At 66.9% G+C, this 21,289-nt stretch carries 21 protein-coding genes; 19 read left to right on the top strand and 2 right to left on the bottom strand.

The features are described from left to right. Nucleotides 1–2 precede the first annotated feature (2 nt). Complete coding sequence (uraH, locus tag MWN34_RS00435; RefSeq protein WP_247025660.1) at nucleotides 3–353, bottom strand: hydroxyisourate hydrolase; 351 nt, start codon at nucleotides 351–353, stop codon at nucleotides 3–5. Between the two features lie 281 nt (nucleotides 354–634). Between uraH and MWN34_RS00430 the strand changes: the two genes are divergently transcribed. The 4 genes from MWN34_RS00430 to MWN34_RS00415 all read left to right on the top strand — a co-directional run bounded on the left by MWN34_RS00430 (nucleotide 635) and on the right by MWN34_RS00415 (nucleotide 4,341). Beyond that, nucleotides 635–1,852 carry a urate hydroxylase PuuD gene (locus MWN34_RS00430; RefSeq protein WP_247025659.1) on the top strand — a complete coding sequence of 406 codons (1,218 nt, stop codon included), beginning with the start codon at nucleotides 635–637 and terminating at the stop codon, nucleotides 1,850–1,852. Further along, a complete protein-coding gene (locus MWN34_RS00425) occupies nucleotides 1,849–3,096 on the top strand; it encodes an allantoate amidohydrolase (RefSeq protein ID WP_247025658.1) in 1,248 nt (415 codons plus the stop codon). Before MWN34_RS00430 ends, MWN34_RS00425 begins: the two co-directional genes overlap by 4 nt. Before the next feature lie 22 nt (nucleotides 3,097–3,118). After that, nucleotides 3,119–3,532, top strand: a complete 414-nt coding sequence (locus MWN34_RS00420) for a DUF3830 family protein (protein WP_247025657.1) — start codon at nucleotides 3,119–3,121, stop codon at nucleotides 3,530–3,532. Between the two features lie 86 nt (nucleotides 3,533–3,618). Further along, the gene (locus MWN34_RS00415; protein ID WP_247025656.1) at nucleotides 3,619–4,341 is read left to right on the top strand and encodes a 4'-phosphopantetheinyl transferase family protein; all 723 of its coding nucleotides are present in this window, start codon (nucleotides 3,619–3,621) and stop codon (nucleotides 4,339–4,341) included. Between the two features lie 6 nt (nucleotides 4,342–4,347). Here the strand turns inward: MWN34_RS00415 and MWN34_RS00410 are convergent, their stop codons facing one another. Continuing rightward, a complete protein-coding gene (locus tag MWN34_RS00410) occupies nucleotides 4,348–5,241 on the bottom strand; it encodes a LysR family transcriptional regulator (protein WP_247025655.1) in 894 nt (297 codons plus the stop codon). 123 nt (nucleotides 5,242–5,364) lie between these two features. On the opposite strand from MWN34_RS00410, the gene MWN34_RS00405 reads away from it, so the two are divergent. The 15 genes from MWN34_RS00405 to MWN34_RS00335 all read left to right on the top strand — a co-directional run bounded on the left by MWN34_RS00405 (nucleotide 5,365) and on the right by MWN34_RS00335 (nucleotide 21,267). After that, on the top strand, nucleotides 5,365–6,618 hold the full coding sequence (locus MWN34_RS00405) for a flavin monoamine oxidase family protein (protein ID WP_247025654.1): 1,254 nt from the start codon (nucleotides 5,365–5,367) through the stop codon (nucleotides 6,616–6,618). A gap of 417 nt (nucleotides 6,619–7,035) precedes the next feature. Beyond that, the gene (locus MWN34_RS00400; protein WP_247025653.1) at nucleotides 7,036–9,087 is read left to right on the top strand and encodes a phage tail sheath family protein; all 2,052 of its coding nucleotides are present in this window, start codon (nucleotides 7,036–7,038) and stop codon (nucleotides 9,085–9,087) included. A 15-nt stretch (nucleotides 9,088–9,102) separates the two neighbouring features. After that, complete coding sequence (locus MWN34_RS00395) at nucleotides 9,103–9,633, top strand: phage tail protein (RefSeq protein ID WP_247025652.1); 531 nt, start codon at nucleotides 9,103–9,105, stop codon at nucleotides 9,631–9,633. Between the two features lie 80 nt (nucleotides 9,634–9,713). After that, nucleotides 9,714–10,406, top strand: coding sequence for a hypothetical protein (locus MWN34_RS00390; protein ID WP_247025651.1), 693 nt, complete (start codon nucleotides 9,714–9,716; stop codon nucleotides 10,404–10,406). After that, complete coding sequence (locus tag MWN34_RS00385; RefSeq protein ID WP_247025650.1) at nucleotides 10,403–11,188, top strand: hypothetical protein; 786 nt, start codon at nucleotides 10,403–10,405, stop codon at nucleotides 11,186–11,188. Before MWN34_RS00390 ends, MWN34_RS00385 begins: the two co-directional genes overlap by 4 nt. After that, nucleotides 11,185–12,468, top strand: coding sequence for a Pvc16 family protein (locus MWN34_RS00380; RefSeq protein WP_247025649.1), 1,284 nt, complete (start codon nucleotides 11,185–11,187; stop codon nucleotides 12,466–12,468). The genes MWN34_RS00385 and MWN34_RS00380 overlap by 4 nt, the downstream gene beginning before the upstream one ends. Then, nucleotides 12,468–14,306: an ATP-binding protein gene (locus MWN34_RS00375; protein WP_247025648.1), complete on the top strand. Its 1,839-nt coding sequence runs from the start codon at nucleotides 12,468–12,470 to the stop codon at nucleotides 14,304–14,306. The genes MWN34_RS00380 and MWN34_RS00375 overlap by 1 nt, the downstream gene beginning before the upstream one ends. Then, nucleotides 14,303–14,599: a hypothetical protein gene (locus MWN34_RS00370; RefSeq protein ID WP_247025647.1), complete on the top strand. Its 297-nt coding sequence runs from the start codon at nucleotides 14,303–14,305 to the stop codon at nucleotides 14,597–14,599. The genes MWN34_RS00375 and MWN34_RS00370 overlap by 4 nt, the downstream gene beginning before the upstream one ends. Continuing rightward, nucleotides 14,596–17,982: an eCIS core domain-containing protein gene (locus tag MWN34_RS00365; RefSeq protein ID WP_247025646.1), complete on the top strand. Its 3,387-nt coding sequence runs from the start codon at nucleotides 14,596–14,598 to the stop codon at nucleotides 17,980–17,982. The genes MWN34_RS00370 and MWN34_RS00365 overlap by 4 nt, the downstream gene beginning before the upstream one ends. Beyond that, nucleotides 17,954–18,628: a hypothetical protein gene (locus tag MWN34_RS00360; RefSeq protein WP_247025645.1), complete on the top strand. Its 675-nt coding sequence runs from the start codon at nucleotides 17,954–17,956 to the stop codon at nucleotides 18,626–18,628. The genes MWN34_RS00365 and MWN34_RS00360 overlap by 29 nt, the downstream gene beginning before the upstream one ends. Further along, a complete protein-coding gene (locus MWN34_RS00355; protein ID WP_247025644.1) occupies nucleotides 18,628–18,948 on the top strand; it encodes a hypothetical protein in 321 nt (106 codons plus the stop codon). The genes MWN34_RS00360 and MWN34_RS00355 overlap by 1 nt, the downstream gene beginning before the upstream one ends. Then, the gene (locus tag MWN34_RS00350) at nucleotides 18,935–20,059 is read left to right on the top strand and encodes a hypothetical protein (RefSeq protein WP_247025643.1); all 1,125 of its coding nucleotides are present in this window, start codon (nucleotides 18,935–18,937) and stop codon (nucleotides 20,057–20,059) included. The genes MWN34_RS00355 and MWN34_RS00350 overlap by 14 nt, the downstream gene beginning before the upstream one ends. Next, nucleotides 20,056–20,565 (top strand): phage baseplate assembly protein V, encoded by a 510-nt coding sequence (locus MWN34_RS00345; RefSeq protein ID WP_247025642.1) that lies wholly within the window; start codon nucleotides 20,056–20,058, stop codon nucleotides 20,563–20,565. Before MWN34_RS00350 ends, MWN34_RS00345 begins: the two co-directional genes overlap by 4 nt. A 7-nt stretch (nucleotides 20,566–20,572) precedes the next feature. Next, entirely contained in the window at nucleotides 20,573–20,908 is a 336-nt protein-coding gene (locus MWN34_RS00340; RefSeq protein WP_247025641.1) for a PAAR-like protein, read from the top strand. Further along, nucleotides 20,905–21,267, top strand: a complete 363-nt coding sequence (locus MWN34_RS00335; RefSeq protein ID WP_247025640.1) for a GPW/gp25 family protein — start codon at nucleotides 20,905–20,907, stop codon at nucleotides 21,265–21,267. Before MWN34_RS00340 ends, MWN34_RS00335 begins: the two co-directional genes overlap by 4 nt. Nucleotides 21,268–21,289 lie beyond the last annotated feature (22 nt).

The raw sequence follows: 21,289 nt of genomic DNA, 5'->3' as shown, positions 1-21,289 counted from the left end.
GTTCAGCTCCCGCGATAGGTCGAATAGCTCCAGGGCGTCACCACGAGGGGGACGTGATAGTGGCCGCCCGCATCGGAAATAGCGAAGCGGATCGGCACGATGTCGAGGAAGGGCGAGGCGCCCTCCCCCTGCCCTGCCCGGAAATAGGCACCGACGTGGAACAGCAACTGATAGGAACCCGGCTGCATGTCGTCGCCCGCCAGCAGCGGTGCGTCGCAGCGCCCGTCGGCATTGGTGCATGCCTCGACGAGGGTCGAGAAGCCGTCACCGGCTGCGCGCTGGAGCTCGATCCTCACCCCGGCGGCAGGCGTGCCGCGCGTGGTGTCGAGAACATGTGTCGTAAGTCGTCCCATGGGGCGGAATCCACTTCGCATTGTACCGTCCGGGATCATAGCGCCTGAGCCGCGCGGCGTTTTCAACCGATCGCGGAAAGTCTTTCTCATCGCGCGCGGCCCTCGCCTTGCTTGTCTGTCGTCCGGCAGAGCCGGGGCGCGAACGAAAACGGGCCTGCGCCCTATTCAAGGGAGCGGAGCCGATTTTCTGAAATTGCTTGAAAGTGCTCATCGCTTTCCGGCGCTATCGGGAAGCCGGCATTGGGCTATTCCTGCCATGAACGATCGAGGGAGGTTCGGCCATGGAAAGCGTCGTCATCGAATGGGTGTCCCTGATCACGCGCTGGACGCACATCACGGCCGGCATCGCGTGGATCGGCTCGTCCTTCTATTTCATGCATCTGGATGCCGCGCTGCGCAGCATACCGGAGATCCCCGCCGGCAAGGGCGGCGAGGCCTGGGAGGTGCATGGCGGCGGCTTCTATCAGGTGCGCAAATATCTGGTTGCGCCGGCGCAGATGCCGGATCACCTGATCTGGCACAAATGGCAGGCCTACAGCACGTGGCTGTCCGGCATCTTCCTGCTGGGCTGGATCTATTATCTCGGTGCCGACCTCTATCTGGTCGACCCCGCGGTACGCGCGCTCACCCCCCTGCAGGCGACCGGCATCGGCATCGGCTCGCTGATCGTCGGCTGGCTGGTCTATGACGGGCTGGTGCGCTCGCCTCTGGCGAAACACGAAATGGCCCTCGCCGCCGTGGGCTTCGCCTTCGTCGTCTTCATGGCCTGGTTCTACCAGCAGGTGTTTTCCGGCCGCGGCGCGATGATTCACACCGGCGCGCTTATGGGCACGATGATGGTGGGCAACGTCTTTCTCAACATCATCCCCAATCAGCGCAAGGTGGTGGCGGAGCTGATCGCCGGGCGGGTGCCCAACCCGGCCTATGGCAAGCAGGCCAAGACCCGTTCGACCCACAACAACTACCTGACCTTGCCCGTCCTGTTCCTGATGCTGTCCAACCACTTCGCGCTGGTCTACACCTCGCCCTACGCCTTCGTGATCGTCGGACTGGTGTTGGTCGCCGGCGCTCTGGTGCGGGTGTTCTACAATGTCCGGCACGCCGGCAAGGGCGATCCGTGGTGGACATGGGGCGTTGCCGCCGTGTGCGTCGCCGCCGCCATCGTCATCTCCGCACTCACCGCCCCGGCGGCCCGCGAGCAGCTTGGCCTCGATACCCTGCCCGAGAGCGCGGCCCTCGAAGGCGCCCCGCAGGCGCCGGAGGATGTCGTCGCCATCGTGCAGGGCCGCTGCGCCATGTGCCACGCGGAAACACCGGCCTGGCCGGGGATAAACGTCGCGCCGAAGGGCGTGCTGCTGGACACGCCGGAGCATATCGCGCTCTGGAAGCCGCGCATCGTGCTCTATGCGGGAGAGACCAACGCCATGCCGCCGAACAATATCTCGGAGATCACCCCCGAGGAGCGTCATGCACTGGTGCAGTGGGCCTCGGCGAAATGACGACGCGCGCCGATAGCCATATCAACGGCGACGGGCTGACCGTCGACCAGCGACTCGATGCCCTCGCCGCCATCAGCGACACGCCCGTCGGATTGACCCGGCTCTATCTCGGTCCGGCCCATCGTCGTGCCACAACCTGCGTCGCTGACTGGATGCAGCATGCGGGCATGGATGTCCGGCTCGATTCCACTGGCAATGTCGTGGGCCGCTACGCGGGAACCATGCCGGAGGCGAGGACGCTCATCCTCGCCTCGCATATCGACACGGTGGCCAATGCCGGACGGTTCGACGGCAATCTCGGCGTCGTCGCTGCGATCGAAGTGGTGCGCCGCCTCCATGACGCCGGGCGCCACCTGCCTTTCGCCATCGAGGTGGTGGCGTTCGGCGACGAGGAAGGCGTGCGCTTTGCCAGCGCACTGGGCGGCTCGCGGGCTCTGGCCGGGCGGTTCGATCCGGCCATTCTGGAGGAGCGCGATGGCGAAGGCATTTCCCGCCGCGAGGCGTTGATCGCCTTCGGTTGCGACCCGACCGCCATCGCATCCGAGGCGCGCGATCCGGCAACAACGCTCGGCTATGTAGAGCTGCACATCGAGCAGGGGCCGGTCCTCGAACGGGAAGACCTGCCCCTCGCCGTGGTCACCGCCATCAACGGCGCCAATCGCGGCCGCGTCACCGTCACCGGCGAGAGCGGCCATGCGGGAACCGTGCCCATGCCCATCCGCCGCGACGCTCTCGCCGCCAGTGCCGAGATGATGCTGGCCGTGGAGCGGCTCGGCCGCTCGGCGCCCGACCTCGTCGCGACGGTCGGCCGGCTGGACATCAACCACGCCGCGCCGAACACCGTTCCCGGCCGGGTGTCGTTCACGCTGGACGTGAGGGCGCCGGACGATGCCGTACGCGCCGAGGCCGTTGCGGCCATTGGTCGGGAGATCCTGGTGATCGCCGCCGCACGCGGCGTCTCCGCCAGCGTCGAGATCGGCTATGAAGCACCGGCGGCGCAGTGCGACGACGGGTTGCAGCAGCGGCTTGCCGCTTCCATGGCCCGCCTGGGCCTGCCGGAGCGACGCATGCCGAGTGGCGCCGGGCACGACGCCATGGCTTTCGCAGGACGCATTCCCTTCGCCATGCTGTTCGTGCGTTGCCGCGGCGGCATCAGCCACAACCCGGCCGAATATGCCGCGCCGGATGACATCGAGGCCGGCGTGCGCGTGCTCGCCGACTTCATCGACCATTTCGCCATCTGACCCTCTGATCGGAGACTGCACAATGACCCGCGTGAAAGTGACGGCCGGCCCCTATACCTTCTTCGGCCATTTCGAGGAGAAGGCCGCGCCGAAGACCGTCGCCGCCTTCCGCGCGCGCATGCCGTTCGTGAGCAAGATCATCCACGTGCGCTGGAGCGGCGAAGGCGTGTGGGTGCCTCTCGGCGACCTCGATTTCGGGGTCAGTTTCGAGAACAACACCTGCTACCCCTCGCCGGGGCAGGTCGTGCTCTATCCGGGCGGCGTATCCGAGACGGAGCTGCTCCTCGCCTATGGCAATGTCGCCTTCGCCTCGAAGGCCGGCGCGCTTTCGGGCAACCATTTCCTGACCCTCACCGAGGGGCTGGAGAACATCTACGCGCTCGGCCGCAAGACCCTGCTCGAAGGCCAGCAGGACATCACGTTCGAGCTCGCCTGACAGCGAGGAAGCGGGACCGGCCCCTGCCGGTCCCCCATTCCCGCGACGGCCTTAACGCCGGATGGGCGGCGCGCTATCGTTCCGGCATGACGTTTCCCTGCGCCACCCGCTCCACGCCCGCAGACCTGACGAGCGACGAGGTCCATGTCTGGACCCTGGGCCTCGACGACCTGTCGCCGCCCGACGATGCGACGCTTGATGCGACGGAGCGCACCCGGGCCGGCCGCTTCCATTTCGAAAAGGATCGCCGCCGCTTCATCCATTGCCGCAGCTTCATGCGGCGCGTGCTGGCCGGCTATCTCGATCGGGCCCCATCCGCGGTCCCGCTGGTGGTTGGCGACCATGGCAAGCCGGGTCTTGCTACGAACATTCCTCTCGCCTTCAACCTCACCCATTGCACCTCCGCCGCACTGCTTGCGGTGACGAGGAGGAACCGCATCGGCATCGACGCCGAGGGCCGCGCAACGCTTGACGACCTGCTCGGCATGATCGGGTTGATCTTCACGGCCGAAGAGGCGGCTTGGGTCCTCACCCTGCCGGAGGATGAACGGCAAATCCTCTTCCTGCGCGGCTGGACCCGCAAGGAAGCCGTGCTCAAGCTTTCCGGCGAAGGCCTGACCATCCCGCCCGACCGGATCATCGTGCCGTTCGAACAGGATGGGCCTTGGCGAGGCTCCATTCCGAGCGGGCTGGCATGGGGCGGCACCGCGTTCGATCTCATCGACATCAGCACCGGTCCCCTCATCGCGGCGCTGGCGGTGGCAGCGACGGAAACGCCCCCCGTCATTCGGCATTTCAGAGCGGACTGAGGCTCGTCAGCCGCGAAAGCGCAACGCCTCGACCAGCACTGTAAAGGCCGCCGAAGGCTGGCGGCGGCTTGGATAATAGAGATGGTAGCCAGCGAAAGACGGACACCAGTCGTCCAGCACGCGGACAAGACGCCCGTCCGCCAGATGCTCCGTAACCATGTTCTCCATGACGAAGCCGAGTCCGGCACCGGACAACGCGGCCGTCACGATCATCTCGACGCTGTTGAACGCTACCTGCCCCTCGACGCGGACCCGCAGCGCGTGGCCATCCTTCTCCAGCTCCCACGCATAGAAGCCGCCCGAACTACGCAGGCGCATATTGATGCAGCGATGCTGAGAAAGGTCGTGCGGGGTGAGCGGGTGTGCGCGATCGGCGAAATAAGCCGGCGCGCCGACCACCGCCATGCGCAGCTCCGGCCCGATGCGCACCGCGATCATGTCCTTCGCCAACGCCTCCCCGAGCCGTACTCCGGCATCGAAACGCTCTGCCACGATATCGGTGAAGCCGGAATTGAGGTCCAGCTCGACATGAATGTCCGGGTAGTTGGGCAGTATCCGTTCCAGCGCCGGCCAGAGCACCGAGCAGGCGGCATGCTCCGACGCCGTGATGCGGATGACGCCCGCCGGTTTCTCGCGCAGCTCGCCCAGCGAGGCGAGTTCGTCGCCGATGCTTTCCAGCGCCGGACGAAGCGTGGCCAGCAAGCGCTCGCCCGCCTGCGTCGGCGCGACGCTGCGCGTGGTGCGCGTGAGCAGCCTCACCCCCAGCCGCGTTTCGAGGCGGCGGATCGTGTGGCTCAGCGCCGATTGCGAGGTGCCGAGCTTCGCCGCCGCGCGGGTGAAGCTCGCTTCCTCGGCGACGGTCAGGAAGGCATTGAGGTCGACGAGGTCTTCGCGTTGCATTCATGAAGCATGAGCATCATTGCATGCCATCGACAACAACCAATTCACCCATTCTCCCGCATTATGCTGGCGCCCTGCCCGCGCCTGGCGACGAGGAGCAGACGGCAGCATGGGTGATGCAGCATGAGTGACGTATTCGACATCGTCATCATCGGAGCCGGGGCGGCAGGCATCGGCGCCGCCATGCGCCTGGTCCGCGAGGGGTTCACGCCGCTGATGATCGAGGCCTTGCCCCGTATCGGCGGCCGAGCCTGGACCTCTGAAGCGGCTGGGCAGCCGCTCGATCTCGGCTGCGGCTGGCTGCATTCCGGCGACCGCAATCCGTGGACACGGATCGCCGAGGCCCGCGGCTTCACGGTCGACCGGCGGCCGACGGCGTGGGACCGGCAATATCGCGATCTCGGCTTCTCCGCCGCGGAGCAGGAGGAGGCGCATGCCGCCTTCGACGCGTGGAGCGAGCAGATCGCGACCCAACCCCCGGCGAGCGACTGCGCGTCCGACCTGCTGCCGCCTTCGGGCCCCTGGAATGCCTATCTGCAGGCGCTGAGCGGCTATATCAGCGGGGATGAGCTGGAGCGGATTTCCGCCCGCGATTACGCTGCGTATGATACTGCCTCGACCTACATGAATTGGCGCCTTCCCGCCGGCTATGGAACGCTGGTTGCGGATTGCCTGCCGCGGGAAACGAATCTGCGACCCGGCATCACGGTCGAGGCCATCGGCCTCCACGGACCCGGGGTCACGCTGGAAACCACCGCCGGTACCTTGCGCACCCGCCAGGCGATCCTCACGGTTTCGACCCATGTGCTGGCCGGAAGCGGCCTACGCCTGCCGCCGGCGCTCGACCCCTGGCGGGACGCCGCCGGCCGGCTGCCGCTCGGCACGAATGAGAAGCTGTTCTTCCACATCACCGAAGACGGCGCGTTCGCCCCGGAAAGCCACGTACTGGGCAATCCGCGCGACCCGGCGACGGGCGCCTATTACATTCGTCCGCTGGGCCGCCCGGTGATCGAGTGCTTTCTCGGCGGTGCCGGCGCGCGCGCGGTGCAGGAGCGCGGCCGCGACGCGGCTATCGCCCATGCGGTCGACGAACTCGCCGCTCTGTTCGGAGAAGATATCCGCCGCCAGTTGCGCCCTCTGATCGCTTCCGACTGGGCAGGGACGGCGAGTATTGGCGGCGGTTACAGCCACGCCTTGCCCGGCCATGCCGCCGCCCGCCTCGCTCTGGCTCGCCCGTTCGAAGACCGCCTGTTCTTCGCTGGCGAAGCGACACACCCGACCGACTTCTCGACCGCTCACGGCGCCTATGAGAGCGGCGTGCGCACCGCGGAAGAAGTGATCGCCAGCGGAACGCGCGCCATGCCTCGCCCGACCTGACAAGCGCGTCACAAGGAGGCCTTTAGCGCTGTCGAGCCCCGGCAGGCGGGCCATAGCAATCGGCTGGAATATGGTCCACACGACGGGATTCCAACCTTGCGCAGCAAGTTCAATCAGGATTTGAGGGTTTACAGCCCGTTAATTTTATGCTCACATCTGAACGTTCACTGTGTGGGCAGTTGAACATAAGTAATTTTCCTGGCAGCAAGCCTTTTTTCAGGCTTTCTGAAGTAGACAGTTTGCGGAAGAACTTTCCCGTCATGCTGTCATTGTGCGTATCTCGATTTTCGAGCCTATCGCCAGACAATCGATCTCCGTCTCGCCCGACGTCGTGCTCCGGCTGAAACCGGAGGCAGCTGCGCCATGTCGGCGTGACCTCGTCACCGCGCAGATGGAGCCGTGTGAGAGGGGGACGGCATGCTCCGCGGAACCTATCCGGGCGTATATACGCGCGAGATTTCAAGCGGCGTCAGATCCATCGCCGGCGTGCCGACCGCGGTCACCGCCTTTGTCGGCCCGACCCGCAACGGCATCGATGACCGGCCGATCCGCATCTTCAGTTTCCCCGACTTCGAACGCAGCCATGGCGGCCTCGCCTCCGACAGCGAACTGTCCTACGGCGTGCTGCACTTCTTCCAGAACGGCGGCGGCGAGGCGGTGATCGTGCGGGTGCCGCGCGAGGGGGCCGCCTTTTCCAAGACCAGCGCGAAGAACAGTACCGCCGCCGCGCTCGCCGTCACTGCGCTGAGTTCCGGCGTCTCGGGCAACGACATCTTCCTCGACATCGAGGCGCCGCCCTCCACCACCGGTGCGGATGCCGTCACCGCGAAGACCTTCACGCTCACCGCCACCCATGGTGCAACCGGAGTTCGCGAGAGCTTCTCGGACCTTTCGACCGACGCTTCAAGCCTGCGCTACGGCAAGGCGATCGTGAACGATCCCGATCTCGGCTCGAACCTCGTCTCCGTCGATTTCGCCGCAAATGTCGAGGCGCCGCTCACCACCGGCACGGTACTGAAGATCAAGCAGGCGCCGGACTTCTTCGCCTCCACCAGCAAGAAAGCGGCCGAGGACTATTCGATCAAGGTCCAATTGCAGAAGATACTGCCCGACGGCTCGTCCGTGGACCTGCTCGGCGAAACCGAACTCGACCTGTTCAAGCAGAACGACGAAATCCCCCGTACCCATCTCGGCCTCGGCAAGGCGATCGAGCAGGTGGTGAACCAGAAGCTGTCTCAGCTCAACACCGGCGTCGCCATCGAGGCGCAGGTTCTGGATTTCGGCGCCCCGTTCGGACAGGTGCTCCGGCTGCGCACCAAGGTGCTCACCTTCCAGACCACCGCCGCCAATGGCCGCATCGTCGAACATCCGGCACCCGACGGCATCATCTCGCTGAGCGAGGGCAGCAAACCGGCCGCCGGCGACAAGCTGCTGACGCTCTATCAGCTCGACACGCCGGCCCGGAATGTCTCGCGCTACCGGCTCGGACGGAAATATCAGGCAGGCCTTTCCCAGACCGACGACGCAGGCATCGCACCCGGCACCGATGGCAGCGGGCCGCCGACACAGGCCTCCATGCTCGCCGGCATCGAAGAGTTGCGGAAGGTCGACATCTTCAACCTCGTCTGCATCCCGGATGCCGTGCGCGCGAAGGCTTCCAGCCCGGACGAGGCGTTCTATTCCGACTACGCCTCGATCTATGACGCCGCGCGCGCGGTGTGCGAAGACAGGCGCGCCTTCCTGCTGATCGACACGCCGCCCAATGTGAAGGACGTGTTCCAGGCTCAGGCATGGAAGACCACCGGCTTCAGCGTACGCACCACGCATGCTGCGGCCTATTTCCCACGGCTGAAGCTGGCCGATCCGCTCAATCCGGGCATGCTTCGCGCCTTTCCTCCCTCAGGCGCCATGGCCGGCGTCATCGCCCGCACGGATGCCAATCGCGGGGTGTGGAAGGCGCCTGCCGGGATCGACACCGCCATTTCGGGCGTCTACGCGCCAGCGGTGATCATGAACGACGACGAGCACGGCCTGCTCAATCCGGCGGGGGTGAACTGCTTCCGCAAGTTCCCGGTCTATGGCTCGGTCGCCTTCGGCGCGCGCACGCTCGCCGGTTCGGACGACGAGGCGAGCGAGTGGAAATACATCCCCGTGCGCCGCACCGCGCTCTACATCCTGGAGAGTCTGCGCCGTGGGCTCACCTGGGTAACCTTCGAGCCGAATGACGAGCCGCTCTGGGGCCAGATCCGCATGAATGTCGGCGCTTTCATGCAGGGCATGTTCCGGCAGAACGCGTTCCAGGGCCGCTCTGCACGCGACGCCTATCTGGTGAAGTGCGATGCCGAGACCACGACGCAGGCCGACATCAATCTCGGCACGGTAAATGTCGTCATCGGCTTCGCCCCACTCAAGCCGACCGAGTTCGTCTTCGTCACGCTGCAACAGCTCGCCGGTCAGGCGCAGCGCTAGAAGGGGGCCGGACCGATGGCGCTGTTCAAGAACAATCCGCACCGTTTCGACCCTTACAAGAACTTCAAGTTCGTCGTCCGGTGGGACAATAAGGTGGTCGCCGCGGTTTCCAAGGTTTCCACGCTCAAGCGTACCACCGAAGTGGTGAAGCACCGCGAAGGCGGCGATTCCAACAGCAGCCGCAAGACGCCGGGACGCACCGAATACGATGCGATCACGTTGGAACGCGGGCTTTCCACGGACGAGGAATTCGAGCGCTGGGCCAACAAGGTCTGGAACCTCAATGCCGGCCTCGGGGCGGAGTCCTCGCTCGCGGATTTCCGCAAGAACATCCAGCTCGACTTGCTGAACGAAGCCGGGCAGCCGGTGATCCGTTACAATATCTATCGCTGCTGGGTCAGCGAATATCAGCCCATGCCCGATCTCGACGCGAATGCGAACGCCATCGCGATCGCCAAGATGAAGCTCGAGAACGAAGGCTGGGAACGTGACTACGACCTGCAGGTCGAAGCAGAGCCGACCTTCGACGAACCGCCCAAGAGCTGAAGGCGCCCCCATTCACGCCTGACAGCCGAAAGCCTGCGCCGGCTCCGGCTCGCGCGAGGCAAGCCGCGGAGACCCGAGGAATGCCCCGCTTCGAACCCAAGCAGCTGGTCGATCTGTTCGACGCCGCGGCGACGGCCCGCCCGGTCGCACGCACCCATGCCCTGCTCACCTTCGACAGTCCTGACGCAAGCGTGACGGACGAGACGCCCGGTACGCGTACCCGACGCCTGCTCGCTCTGCGCCGGCGCCTGTTCGGCACTCAGATGCCCTGCGTCGCCGATTGCCCCGGCTGCGGCGAATGCGCGGAATTCGAGCTCGACAGCCGCGCTTTCGAAGCCGCGCTCTCGCCGGATCGGGTGGAGATCGAGCATGAGGGCGTCCTGCTGGCGTTTCGTCTGCCGACCATGGGGGAGATCGAGGCCGCCGCCCGGCGCCGCGACCCGCTGCCGGCGCTGATCGAGGCCTGCCTCATCGAGCCGCGCGGCCGCGCGCGCGGCGACGATCCCGCGCTACAGGCCCTCGTTTCCGCGGCCTTCGAGGAGGCCGACCCGCTGGGCTCCATCGTGCTGGATGCCGCTTGCCCGACCTGCGGTACGGCCATGACGCCGGCTCTCGATCTCGCCGGTCTGCTCTGGCGCGAGATCGCGACGGCCGTGGCGCGACTGGAGGAGGACGTCCATCACCTGGCCCGCGCCTATGGATGGCGCGAACAGGACGTGCTCGCCATGCCGGAATCCCGACGCCGGCGCTATGTGGAGCGGGCAAGGGCATGAGCGGCTATCTGGAGCGGCTGGTGGCGCAGGCGCGGGGCGCGACACCGGAACTGCGCCCGCGCCCACGCTTCCGTTTCGAGGCCGAAGATCGCGGCGAAGGCGGGTTCGGCGAGATCGAGGCGGAGAACGAGGTTTCGCCGTCTCCACCCTCCCCCGCCATGCAGCCGATGGCCCGTTCGTCCGCGTCGCTCCCGATGGAGAACGCCACGGAGCCTGCGCCGCAGCGCGCCCCGCAGCCGACGCCGGTGACACCGCCCGCGCCGGATCTGGAGCACCCGGTCGAGCGCATCGTGCAGGTGGAGCGCCGCGAGACGACCACCGAGCATGTGGTGGAACGCCATCTGCACCGGATCGAGCGGATGGAGGTGCCGACCGTCCGGGAGCGCCCGGCACGGGCGGAAGCGCAGCCGGATGCACCGCCCTCCCCGCCGCCGCCCCGGCAGACCGGAAAGCCGCGTCCTGACGACCACACCTTCGACGCGCTGGAGACAGCCCCGCAGCCATCTCCGCCGGCGGGCCGGGAAACGCCGCATGAGGATGCGCCGTGGCCGCCCCGTTTCGTTGTCGAACCCCGCCGTGCCAGTGCTCCGACAGAACAGTACACCATCTCCACTCCGGCGGAGGCCGCGCCCGAGATCACCATCTCAATCGGCGTGCTCGACATCCGCCTGACCCGACCCGAGCCCGTCGCCCCTATCCGTCCGGCACTGGAGCAGCGGCGCGAGCATGCAGCGCCGCCATTGGCGGATTATCTGGCCCGGCGCTCCGGAGGCGGCTCATGACCGCCGCGCTCGCGATCGCCGCGACCAGCGAGATCCTGCGCTTCATCATCGAAGATGCGGTGGTGCGGGCAGCACAGGCGTTGAGCTTCCCGTCCTTCGGTGCCACGCTCGGCCCACCACCGCGCCCGGCCCCGCCACCAGCCGCGGGCGGCACCGTGGTCGAGCCGACCGGCGTCAACCTGTTCCTCCACCACGTTACCCCCAATCCGGCCTGGCGCAATGCGTGCGAGCCGGTGCGCGATTCCCGCGGCCGGCGCCGCAACAGCAATCCGCTGGTGCTCGATCTGCATTATCTGCTCAGCGCCCACGGCACCGACATCGATCGCGAATTCGGCCTCGGCGTAGCGATGCACGCGCTGCATCAGGCCGCCATCGTGCCCCGCCCGCTCATCCGCTTCGCGCTCGGCAAGCTGGCAAGCGACGCCAACCCCAAACGCAAGATTCTTGCCGGCGAAGCGCTGGCCGATCAGGTCGAGCAGGTCACCGTCACCCAGCAATCGCTGGACATCGACGCCATGACCAAGATCTGGACGGCGACGCAGGCACCTTACCGGCCCTCGGCCGGTTATCTGGTCACCACCGTCTTCCTGGAGGACGAGCGCGCAAGCCTGGAAGCGCCGCCGGTGAGTGACGCAGGCCTCTCCCTCGTCCCGCTTTCGCGTCTGTCCATCGAGCGCATCACAGCGGTCGCGAATGGCAGGCGTGTCTCCATCGTGCCCGGTGCGAGCCTGCTGGTCGAAGGCGTCGGCCTGTTCGGCGACGGTCTGGCGGCGCGCCTCGACGGCACGCCGCTCACCTTCGACGCCGCGGCGAGCCGTCCCGGCGAACCCGTGCTGCGCCTGCCGGACACGACTACGACCGGCCCGCATCTCATCGAGATCTCGCGCAGTGCGAGCGTCAATGGCCGGGTCATCAAGATCGGCGCCAGCAGCGTGTCGGTCCTAGTGCGGCCGCAGGCCTCCGCGCCGCTGGTCGACGTCGTGCCCCTGCCGGCGGATCCGACACGCGTCTCCGGCACGGTGGGCGTCACGCTGTCGCCCGCGGCAGAACGCGGCCAGCAGGTCGTGCTGCACCTCACCCACGCTACCAGCGGGGACGAAATAACCAGCCTGTTCGTGCCGCCCGCAGCCGGAGCGGGAGTGCCGGACAGCTTCGCAACTCCGGCCTTCACCGTCGAGCAGGTACCGCGCGGCAGCTATCTGCTGCGCGTCTCGATCGACGGCGTCATCAGCGAGCCTTCGCCGGGGGCGCAGGGCCTCCAACCGCAGGTGGTGCTCTGATGGACCCCCTCCTCCTCGCCGCACTGCGAGAACGCGCCGGCGCCGAGCCTCCTGCCGCCCTTATCCGGCTGGCGGACGCTTTCGGACTGACACCGTTCGAAACCGGCGTGATCCGTCTTGCCTTCGCGGTCGAGCATGAGATCGACCTAACCCGCTTGACTGCGGCGGTGACGCCCGAGGATGCCGCGCCGGGCATTCCGGTCTGGCTGTTCGAGGCCGCGCTCGGCGCAGCCGAGGCCGGTGCCTTCTCCCATGCAGGCAGCCTGCGGCGCTGGCGCATCCTGCGCGCCGAGAACCGGGCGACGCTCGCGGCCACGCGCTTTCGTCTCACTGAGCCGGTGACCGATGCCATGGCGGGACTGGTCGTGCTCGACGAGGTGCTGGAGCCGGTTCTGCTTCCGGTTCCGACACCGGAGGCACCGGAAGCCGCCGAGCTCGAAGGGATGGCCGATGGACTCGGCATAATGAATCTCGCTGCAGATCCGCCCGTTCTAGTTGCACCCTGGCGGCTCGGCCTGCCGCGCATCGCCACGGCGCTCGCCGCACTCGGCCTGCGCCCGTTCCGCATCGAGCCCGCGCGCCTCGCGGCGCGCTCGGAAGCCATTCTCGACCTGCAGCGCCTCGTCACCCGGGACTGCGCCCTGCACCCGCTCGCGCTGATCGCGGAGACGCCGGCCGACTTTCATCAGCAGGAAACCCTCGCCGCCTTTCTCGACGGCCTGCCGGTGCCGGCGGTCCTTGCCGGGGATCGCGCGCCGTCCGGCCTGCGCCGCCCGACCCACCGCCTCGCGACGCGCGGCTTTCCACGACAGGAGGCGGTGGCGCGGTGGAAGGAGGCGCTGGGTCCCGGCGCGGCAACGAAGCTCAACGGCTCCGTCGAGCGTGCCGCCGCGCAGTTCGACCTTGATGCCCCCGCCATTGCGCGCGCCGCCATTTCGGTGCGCGAGGCAGTGGAGCGCGCGTCGAGCACGGCGGAAGCGGGTCGGCTGTTCTGGTCCGCTGCGGCAAGGGCCGCCTGGCCCGAGCCCGGCGCGCTCGCCCGCATCGTCGAACCACGCGCCTCCTTCGCGGACCTCGTGGTGCCGGAACCCCTGCGCGAAGACCTGATGTCGCTGGTGCGGCAGGTGCGGCACGCGGCAACGGTATTCGGCGACTGGGGTTTCGACCGGCTCGGCGGCACCCGCGGGCATGGCATGATCGCGCTGTTCGCCGGCCCGAGCGGAACCGGCAAGACGCTCGCCGCAGAGGTCGTCGCCGAAGCACTCGCGCTACCTATGGTGGTAGCCGATTTCAGCCAGCTCCAGTCGAAATGGGTGGGCGAGACGCCCAAGCAGGTCGGCCGGCTGTTCGACGAGCTGGAACGCGGCGGTGCCATGCTGGTGGTGAACGAGGTCGATGGACTGCTCGGCCGCCGCAGTCCCGGCGCCGAAGCCAATGATCGCTACGCCAACGCCGAAACCGGCTATCTGCTGCAGCGGCTGGAGGCGTTTCGCGGTGTCGCCATCCTCACCACCAACCTCAAATCCGCGATCGACGAAGCGTTTCTGCGCCGGTTCCGCTTCGTGCTTGATTTCCCCCCGCCGGACCACGCCGAGCGTGTCGAATTGTGGCGCCGCGCCTTTCCCGCCGCCGCGCCGATGGACGGGTTGGCCGTGGAGGATATGGCGCGCTTTGCGCTCACCGGCGGGGCAATACGCAATGTCGCGCTGAACGCCGCCTTCCTGGCCGCGGAGGACGGCGAGGTGATCGGGCGGCGGCATGTGGCGGCCGCTCTGCGGAGCGAGTTCCGCAAACTGGAGCGCCCGGTCGCGGAACTGGAAATCGGGGGCTTTGCATGAGCGCGCCGCCCCGCATCCACCTCGTCATCGACAAGGTCGCGGTCACCGGCCTCGGCAGCCGCGATGCGCGCCGGCTGGTGGACGCGATGGAGCGGGAGATCGCCCGCCTTGCGCCGGAGATCGCAACCGCGGCACGCGACAGTGGCAACCTTGCCCGCATGCGCCGCGATGGCGGCGCATTGCCCGCTCCGGCGCGGATCGAACAGGCGGGCGCTGCGCTGGCTCGTGCCATCGTCGACCAGATCGGCAAGGCCGGCGAGATCGGCACTCCGGAAAAGGGAGGATCGCGATGAGCGCGCGCCATGCCGTCGCCGGTCACGCCGTAGCCGAGCGCGCCCGCAGCGACGGGCTTCGTGTCAGCCCGCGCGGCGAGGGTCACGTGCCCTTCCTCCAGCGCAGCGCCACCGGCACTTTGGGCCCGCTCGACCACGTGCAGCCGACACTGGCGAGCGGAGGCAACGCGCTGGCGCCGGACGTGCGCTCGGACATGGAGAACCGCTTCGGGCGCGACTTTTCCACCGTGCGGATCCATGACGACGCTCGCGCCCACGATTCCGCCCGCAGCGTCCATGCCGCCGCCTATGCGGTGGGCGATCACATCGTGTTCGGCACCGGCCGCTACCAGCCGGAGACGCCAGCCGGCCGGCATCTGCTGGCGCATGAGCTGGCCCACACCGTGCAGCAGGCCGGCCTGCAGCGCCGGGCGCTGGACGGCTTCGAAAGCGGAGATCGTCCGACGCTGGAGCACGAAGCCAACCGCGCAGCGGATGCGGTGACCACCGGGCGCTCCCTTCCCGCCCTCACCCAATTGTCCGTGCCGCACCTCTCCCGCATCGAGGAAGGCGGCGCAGGCCCCACAGATCCCGGCCCGGTGGTGAACAGCCCGGAACTGCTCGCAAAACTCGCGGCCATCCCCAACGTCACCTCCGCGGCGCTGGGTCAGTCCAGCGAGAAGGACCGCCAGCTCGCCGTCGAGATCGCGACCTTCGCCTCGGACAATCCTAAGGGGCCGGCGGACAGCATCAACGCGCTGACAAAGAAGCGCGGACAGGAGAAGAGCCTCGTCTACGTCGCACCCGCCACGGCCAGCAAGGTGGGCAAGCTGGTCAAGGAAACGGGTTTCGATACCGGCTTCTATACGGGCGCATGGCTCTCCAGATACGGCTATGCCGACCTGAGGAGCCTTGGCAAGAAGCTGCAGCAGTGGCGCCTTACCGATGCCGGCAAGGCGGAGGCGACCTATGGCGCCCATATCGACAAGGTCGCGGCCCGCTTTGCACTCGGCTATCTGACGGGCACCGGCAGTTCGGCGACCGACGCCAATGTCGACCACATGGTCGAGAAACAGGTGCAGGGCCAGTCGATCGCCGAGAACATGCAGCTTCTCAATGCCGCGGAGAACCAGAAGGCGGGTTCCGCGCTCAACACCAAGATCGTGGAAACGGCGAATGCGGTGCTCGCTGCGGTGGCCGATCCCAGCATCAAGACCATCCGCATCAGCTTCGGCGAAATCGTCTATCCCGACACGGGCGCCAAGGACGGGCTGCGCCGTATCGAGGAACTGCTGAAGGGCGGCAGCCTGAAAGGATCACCCACCACGAAGATGGAGGGGGTGGAGACCGATCTGCAGGCGGGTGGCTCCGCGGCGACCATCCATATCGGCAAGGGCAAGACCGAGATTGCCAATAATGGCTCCAACGACCTTGCCCGCGCGCTGATCCCCACCCTCAACCTACTCACCTACAACCGCACCTCGGCTGCGGGCGCGAAGACAGAGACCATTTCCGCCGCGATCAATCCCGCCCGGCTCTCCGCCGTGGTGCCGAAGACGGGCGAGATGCTCACCATCAATGCGGTGGAATCGAGCGGCGCTCCTGCACCGGCCGGGACACTCCCCCCGCCGGACGACCCCGCGGCGGCGCCGGCAACCGCGGCCACCACCCGGGCGGCGCGCAAGCTCAGCTTCCCGGACAAATCGGACTACAATTTCGTCTTCCCCTATCTCAGCCCCGGCAAATTCACGAAATTCGGCATCGGCGAGAAGAACCAGCTGGTGGCGGAAGGCACCATCACGCCCTCGCTGCGTTTCCTGAAGACGCTTTCGGTCAAGCTCGACGGCGACAGTTTCGGCCTCGTCGGCAATCTCGGTCCGGAAAATTTCCAGCCGCCCTTCAACGGGCTGCGCGTCACGCGCGCCGATCTCAGCATCGCCCTTGCACCGATCTTCAAGCCGGCCGGCAATTTCGGCTTCGAGATCGGGCCGGCCGGCAAGCCCTATCTGCTTGGCGAGGCCGAAGCCGGACTGGAAGGCACGAATTTCGTCGCCACCGGCACGCTCAAAGGCCAGAACATTCCCGGCATCGACAACGCCTCGGGCAAGGTGCGCTACAGCCTGTCGGAAGGCTGGCGCGGCGAAGTCACCGCCAGCACTTCGCGCATTCCGCGCACCAAGCAGGCGCAGGTCACGCTCGGCTTCACCTCGAATGCGCAGGCGACGCGCTTCTATGCCGGCGGCGGCATCACCTTCGATGTCGGCTCCGGCAAGGACCTCTCGATCCGCGCCAATTATGTGGGCGGCCGCATGGTCTATAGCGGCACTCTGGACTGGGAGAAGCCGATCAAGCTGGTCGACCGGGTGTCGATCGACGTGACGTATGACGGCGAGACGTTGACCGGCAGCACCAAGGTGCCGGTGAAATATGTCCGCGCCGGCACGACCTTCTCCGGCGATCTCGACGTAACCTACACCCGCAAGGGCGAAGGCGAGGGCAAGTTCTCCGGCACCGGCAAGCTGGGGGTAAAGACCTCGAAATTCGAAGGCTACCTGATCCTCAACGTCAGCCCGGAGAATGTGATCTCGGGCGAGGGACAGATCGCGTTCAGCTTCAACGAATCCATCCGCCCGACCATCGGCGTCAAGCTCGCGCCGGACGGCAAGATCACCGTGCTCGGCAAGATCGAGCTGACGCGCCCGGTGGTTCTGTTTCCGGGAAAGGGTGCCGAGCGCGATCTCATCAAGCTCAATTTCGATTTCATCATTCCCGGACCGTTCCCCGGCCTCGCCGATCCGATGGTCCATCTCGGGGCAGGCGTGAAGTTCACCTACGGCATCGGCCCGGGCCAGATCGTCAATACGGTGATCGAAGGCTCGTTCGACCCCTTCGAGGAGGACAAGAACGCCCGCCTCAAATTCACCAGCACCTTCGAGGTGCCCGGCCATATCGGCCTTGCCGGCATCCTCGAGGCTGGGCTTGGCATCGCGGTGCTTGGCGGCATCGGGGCCAAGGTGCATGGCGGCATCCGCATCGAGCCCGGTTTCCTGGTGAAGCTCACCACCGCGGTTCCGATCGTGGCTGAATATGCCAACGGCAATTTCTCGTTCGAGGGCCGGGTGGAGCTTCACGGCGGGCTGACCCTCGAAATGGATGTGAAGCTCTACGCCCATATCGAGGCGCTCGGCGGGGCAGCGGAGAAAAACTTCGACTATTCAGTGAAGAAATACAGCTACGATGCTGCCCAACAAATGAAACTCACCCTCGCCAAGCTCGGCTATTCCACCGAGACGGGGGTAAAGTGGCCCTCCTTCGACGACATCTCCATCGAGCCGAAAAACCTCGACCCGGTGCCCATGATCAAGCGCGTCGCCAATGACGCCAAACGCGCGCTGGGGGCTTGAGGCGATGGCGGTTCAGGTGCTGCGCGCCGGTCTCATTTTGCTGGATGCGGCGGGCACCGCGGTCCAGCGCGTGATTAGCCTGCAATACAATCCCGACACCCTGTCGCGCACCCTCACCCCACGCGGCACCACGACCGATAGCGGCGACCGGCTGGAGGCCACCCGCCTCAAGGGTCCGCCGGTGGAGACCATCAAGCTCGACGCCGAGATCGACGCGGCCGACCAGCTCGAACATCCGCGCAACAATCCCGACACGGTGGCGAACGGCATACAGCCTGAACTTGCGGCCATCGAGACGATCATCGTCCCGCGCTCGGCCGACATCCAGGCAGCGGAGCGGCTGGCGGCGAGCGGGACCATAGAGATCCTTCCGCTGCCCTCTTCGCTCGTGCTGTTCGTGTTCGGCCCGCGCCGGGTGCTGCCGGTCCGGGTGCAGGACATGAGCGTGCTGGAGGAAGCTTTCGACGCCAATCTCAGTCCGATCCGCGCAAAGATCGGCCTTACCCTGCGTGTGCTCTCGGTCGACGACCTGGCCCCCGGAACGCGGGGTGCCGGCCTGGCCATGGCTGCGCTCTCCACCCGCGAACAGATCGCCAAACGCCAGCCCGCGACGCTGTCGGCCTTCGGTTTGAGAGGACTCCCCTGATGGCGCTCGTCTACAGCCCCAACAGCCGCTATTTCGGCATCGCCACCCTCACCTACCGCACGCCGGACGGGCGCGAGATCGCCTACAGCGCACGCCGCCTGCTGCCGCGCCCGGAAAATCTCGCCGTGCTCGCGATCCACGCCAATGATCGCGAACGACGCATCGACGAGATCGGCGACCAGTATTACGGCGATCCGGAGCAGTACTGGCGCATCTGCGACGCCAACCTCGTTTTCTGGCCACCCGACGCCACGCAGGAGAGCCGCACGCGGCTCATGGTGCCATTGCCTCAGGAGGTGAGCGGCGATGGCGACGCTTAAGGGGGTCACGCTCACCCTGAAGATCGGCCCCGGCGTGCCCGCGCCGGCCCGGCGCAGCGTCATAGAGGCACTGGAAAGCGCGCAAACCACCTGCGCGATCGGCGCCAAGTCCGGTTTCCAGCTTACTTTCGTCTTTTCGAAGACCTCCGAGATCGCGACCGACCTGCTGCCCGGCGGCTATTTCGACCCATTGACCCGGGTCATCCTCGTCGCCACGGTCAACGGCCTGCCACAGGTGCTGGCGGACGGACCGATCATGCGGCAGGACCTCGTTGCCGCCGCCGAGCCAGGCACGGCCAAGCTCACCGTCACCGGAGAAGATCTGTCGGCGTATATGGACCTCATCGAGCTGACAGGCATTCCCTACCCCGCCATGCCCGTGGTGGCGCAGATTGCACTCATCCTCGCCAAATATGCGGTGTTCGGCGTGGTGCCGCTGGTGATTCCGCCGATCTCCTCCGACCTCAAGATTCCGACCTCCGGCTGGGACACCCATCAGGGCACCGACCTCGCCTATGTCGAGCAGCAGGCGAAGAGCGCGGGCTATGTATTCTCGGTGCGGCCGGGTCCGTCTCCGGGGGCGAGCCTTGCCTATTTCGGCCCGCCGATCCGGGTCGGCGCGCCACAGCCCGCGCTCGCGGTCGATTTCGACCGCGCAAGCAATGTCGACGGGTTGACGCTGTCCTTCGACGCCAACAACGCCATCATGCCCTACACCTTCTTGCGCATTCCGGTGGTGGGCACGGAAATCCCCGTGCCGGTTCCAGACATCGGAATCCTGAAGCCGCCGCTCGCCGCCCGCCCCTTCGTGCCGGCCAAGATAAGGCAGATCCCCAATGGCCGCTTCGGGCTCGGCGACGTGCTCAAGCATGTCATCGCCGGGCGGGGCGGCACCGATCCCGTCAACGGTTCCGGCTCGATCAACGTCGCCGCCTATGGCCGCGCGCTGGAGGCCGGAGGGCTGGTCGGCGTGCGCGGCGCAGGACGGGCCTATGACGGCATGTGGTTCGTGAAGAGCGTCTCCAACACCCTGTCGCGCGGCAACTGGAAACAGTCCTTCCAGATCTCGCGCGACGGCCTCGTCTCTCAAACCTCGACGGTGCCGACATGAAGGCTGGACCGCAATATTTCGGCAAGTACCGCGCCACGGTGCTCAATAATGTGGACCTGGAATCGCGCGGGCGGATCCAGGTCCAGCTTGCCGACCGCTTCGGCCCCTTCCCCTCGACCTGGGCGCTGCCGGCCTTCCAGATGGCGGCGCTGCAGAGCGGGCTCGTCACCATCCCGCCGATCCGCGCCAGCGTGTGGATCGAGTTCGAGGCCGGCGACCCCGATTACCCTATCTGGTCCGGCGGCTTCTACGAGGCGCCGGGACAGATGCCGCCGCTCGCCATGGCCGGCACGCCCGCAACCCCCAACATCGTGATGCAGACGGTCGGGCAGGTCACGCTGATGCTCTCCGACAATCCGGCCGCCAACGTGCTCATCAAGACCCTGACGGGCGCGATGATCACGATCGGGGAAGCCGGCATCATCATCAGCAACGGCAAGGGTGCCTCCATCTCGATGGTCGGTCCGTCCGTCATCGTGAATGGCGGCGCGCTGACCGTCACGTGAGGCCGCCATGCCGGGTCCGCTGCTCCATGTCGGCGCCGTCGCCACCTGCTCCCACGCCATGGGGCAGATGATGATCATCAGCTCCAATGCCCGCGTGCTGGTGTCGGGCATGCCCGTCGCCACGGTGGCGGATCAGGGCATGTTCGCCGGCTGCGCCTTCGCCCCCGGCGGCAAGCCGCAACCCTGCGTGCGCACGCAATGGATGGCAAGCGCTGCTCGCGTGCTCATAAACGGGATGCCGGCCCTCACCGCACCGGGCCCTCATCTGTGCCTCTCGGCGGACCAGATCCCGGCCGGACCGCCGGTCATCGCCTCCTGCCAGACGAGGGTCATCGGCCAATGACCACGCTCGGCTTTCCCTTCAACCCCGCTCCCACCGGCCGCAGTGCCGTGCCCACTGTCGAACGGCGCGTCACCGAACTGATCGAGATGCTGCTCTTCACCATCCCCGGCGAGCGGGTGATGCGCCCCGACCTCGGCACTCCGATCACCGAGCTGCTGTTCGAGGGCCTGAACGAAACCCTTGCCGCCGCCTTGCAGGTTGCCGTTCACGGCGCGCTGACCCAGCACCTCGCTGGCATCGTCGATGTGCGCGAAGTGGAGGTGGAAGCCGCCGACACGACGCTCGAGGTGACCATCGCCTATGCCCCGTTCGGCGAAAGCGAGACGCAGCGCATCCAGTTTCGGCGGGACCGGCCGTGAGCGGAGATGGCGGCATGGGCGG

The sequence above is a fragment of the Ancylobacter crimeensis genome, from assembly GCF_023016805.1.
GTDB lineage: Bacteria > Pseudomonadota > Alphaproteobacteria > Rhizobiales > Xanthobacteraceae > Ancylobacter > Ancylobacter crimeensis.
This window is presented reverse-complemented; position numbering and strand designations above follow the sequence as displayed.

Bases quoted from the DNA above. Each gene is read 5' to 3' on its own strand.
- MWN34_RS00370 (WP_247025647.1), top strand. From the start codon at position 14,303: ATGAGCGCGCCGCCCCGCATCCACCTCGTCATCGACAAGGTCGCGGTC.
- MWN34_RS00425 (WP_247025658.1), top strand. From the start codon at position 1,849: ATGACGACGCGCGCCGATAGCCATATCAACGGCGACGGGCTGACCGTC.
- MWN34_RS00335 (WP_247025640.1), top strand. From the start codon at position 20,905: ATGACCACGCTCGGCTTTCCCTTCAACCCCGCTCCCACCGGCCGCAGT.
- MWN34_RS00410 (WP_247025655.1), bottom strand. From the start codon at position 5,241: ATGCAACGCGAAGACCTCGTCGACCTCAATGCCTTCCTGACCGTCGCC.
- MWN34_RS00420 (WP_247025657.1), top strand. From the start codon at position 3,119: ATGACCCGCGTGAAAGTGACGGCCGGCCCCTATACCTTCTTCGGCCAT.
- MWN34_RS00385 (WP_247025650.1), top strand. From the start codon at position 10,403: ATGAGCGGCTATCTGGAGCGGCTGGTGGCGCAGGCGCGGGGCGCGACA.
- MWN34_RS00390 (WP_247025651.1), top strand. From the start codon at position 9,714: ATGCCCCGCTTCGAACCCAAGCAGCTGGTCGATCTGTTCGACGCCGCG.
- MWN34_RS00405 (WP_247025654.1), top strand. From the start codon at position 5,365: ATGAGTGACGTATTCGACATCGTCATCATCGGAGCCGGGGCGGCAGGC.
- MWN34_RS00380 (WP_247025649.1), top strand. From the start codon at position 11,185: ATGACCGCCGCGCTCGCGATCGCCGCGACCAGCGAGATCCTGCGCTTC.
- MWN34_RS00350 (WP_247025643.1), top strand. From the start codon at position 18,935: ATGGCGACGCTTAAGGGGGTCACGCTCACCCTGAAGATCGGCCCCGGC.
- MWN34_RS00355 (WP_247025644.1), top strand. From the start codon at position 18,628: ATGGCGCTCGTCTACAGCCCCAACAGCCGCTATTTCGGCATCGCCACC.
- MWN34_RS00430 (WP_247025659.1), top strand. From the start codon at position 635: ATGGAAAGCGTCGTCATCGAATGGGTGTCCCTGATCACGCGCTGGACG.
- MWN34_RS00395 (WP_247025652.1), top strand. From the start codon at position 9,103: ATGGCGCTGTTCAAGAACAATCCGCACCGTTTCGACCCTTACAAGAAC.
- MWN34_RS00340 (WP_247025641.1), top strand. From the start codon at position 20,573: ATGCCGGGTCCGCTGCTCCATGTCGGCGCCGTCGCCACCTGCTCCCAC.
- MWN34_RS00375 (WP_247025648.1), top strand. From the start codon at position 12,468: ATGGACCCCCTCCTCCTCGCCGCACTGCGAGAACGCGCCGGCGCCGAG.
- MWN34_RS00360 (WP_247025645.1), top strand. From the start codon at position 17,954: ATGACGCCAAACGCGCGCTGGGGGCTTGAGGCGATGGCGGTTCAGGTG.
- MWN34_RS00415 (WP_247025656.1), top strand. From the start codon at position 3,619: ATGACGTTTCCCTGCGCCACCCGCTCCACGCCCGCAGACCTGACGAGC.
- MWN34_RS00400 (WP_247025653.1), top strand. From the start codon at position 7,036: ATGCTCCGCGGAACCTATCCGGGCGTATATACGCGCGAGATTTCAAGC.
- MWN34_RS00365 (WP_247025646.1), top strand. From the start codon at position 14,596: ATGAGCGCGCGCCATGCCGTCGCCGGTCACGCCGTAGCCGAGCGCGCC.
- uraH (WP_247025660.1), bottom strand. From the start codon at position 353: ATGGGACGACTTACGACACATGTTCTCGACACCACGCGCGGCACGCCT.
- MWN34_RS00345 (WP_247025642.1), top strand. From the start codon at position 20,056: ATGAAGGCTGGACCGCAATATTTCGGCAAGTACCGCGCCACGGTGCTC.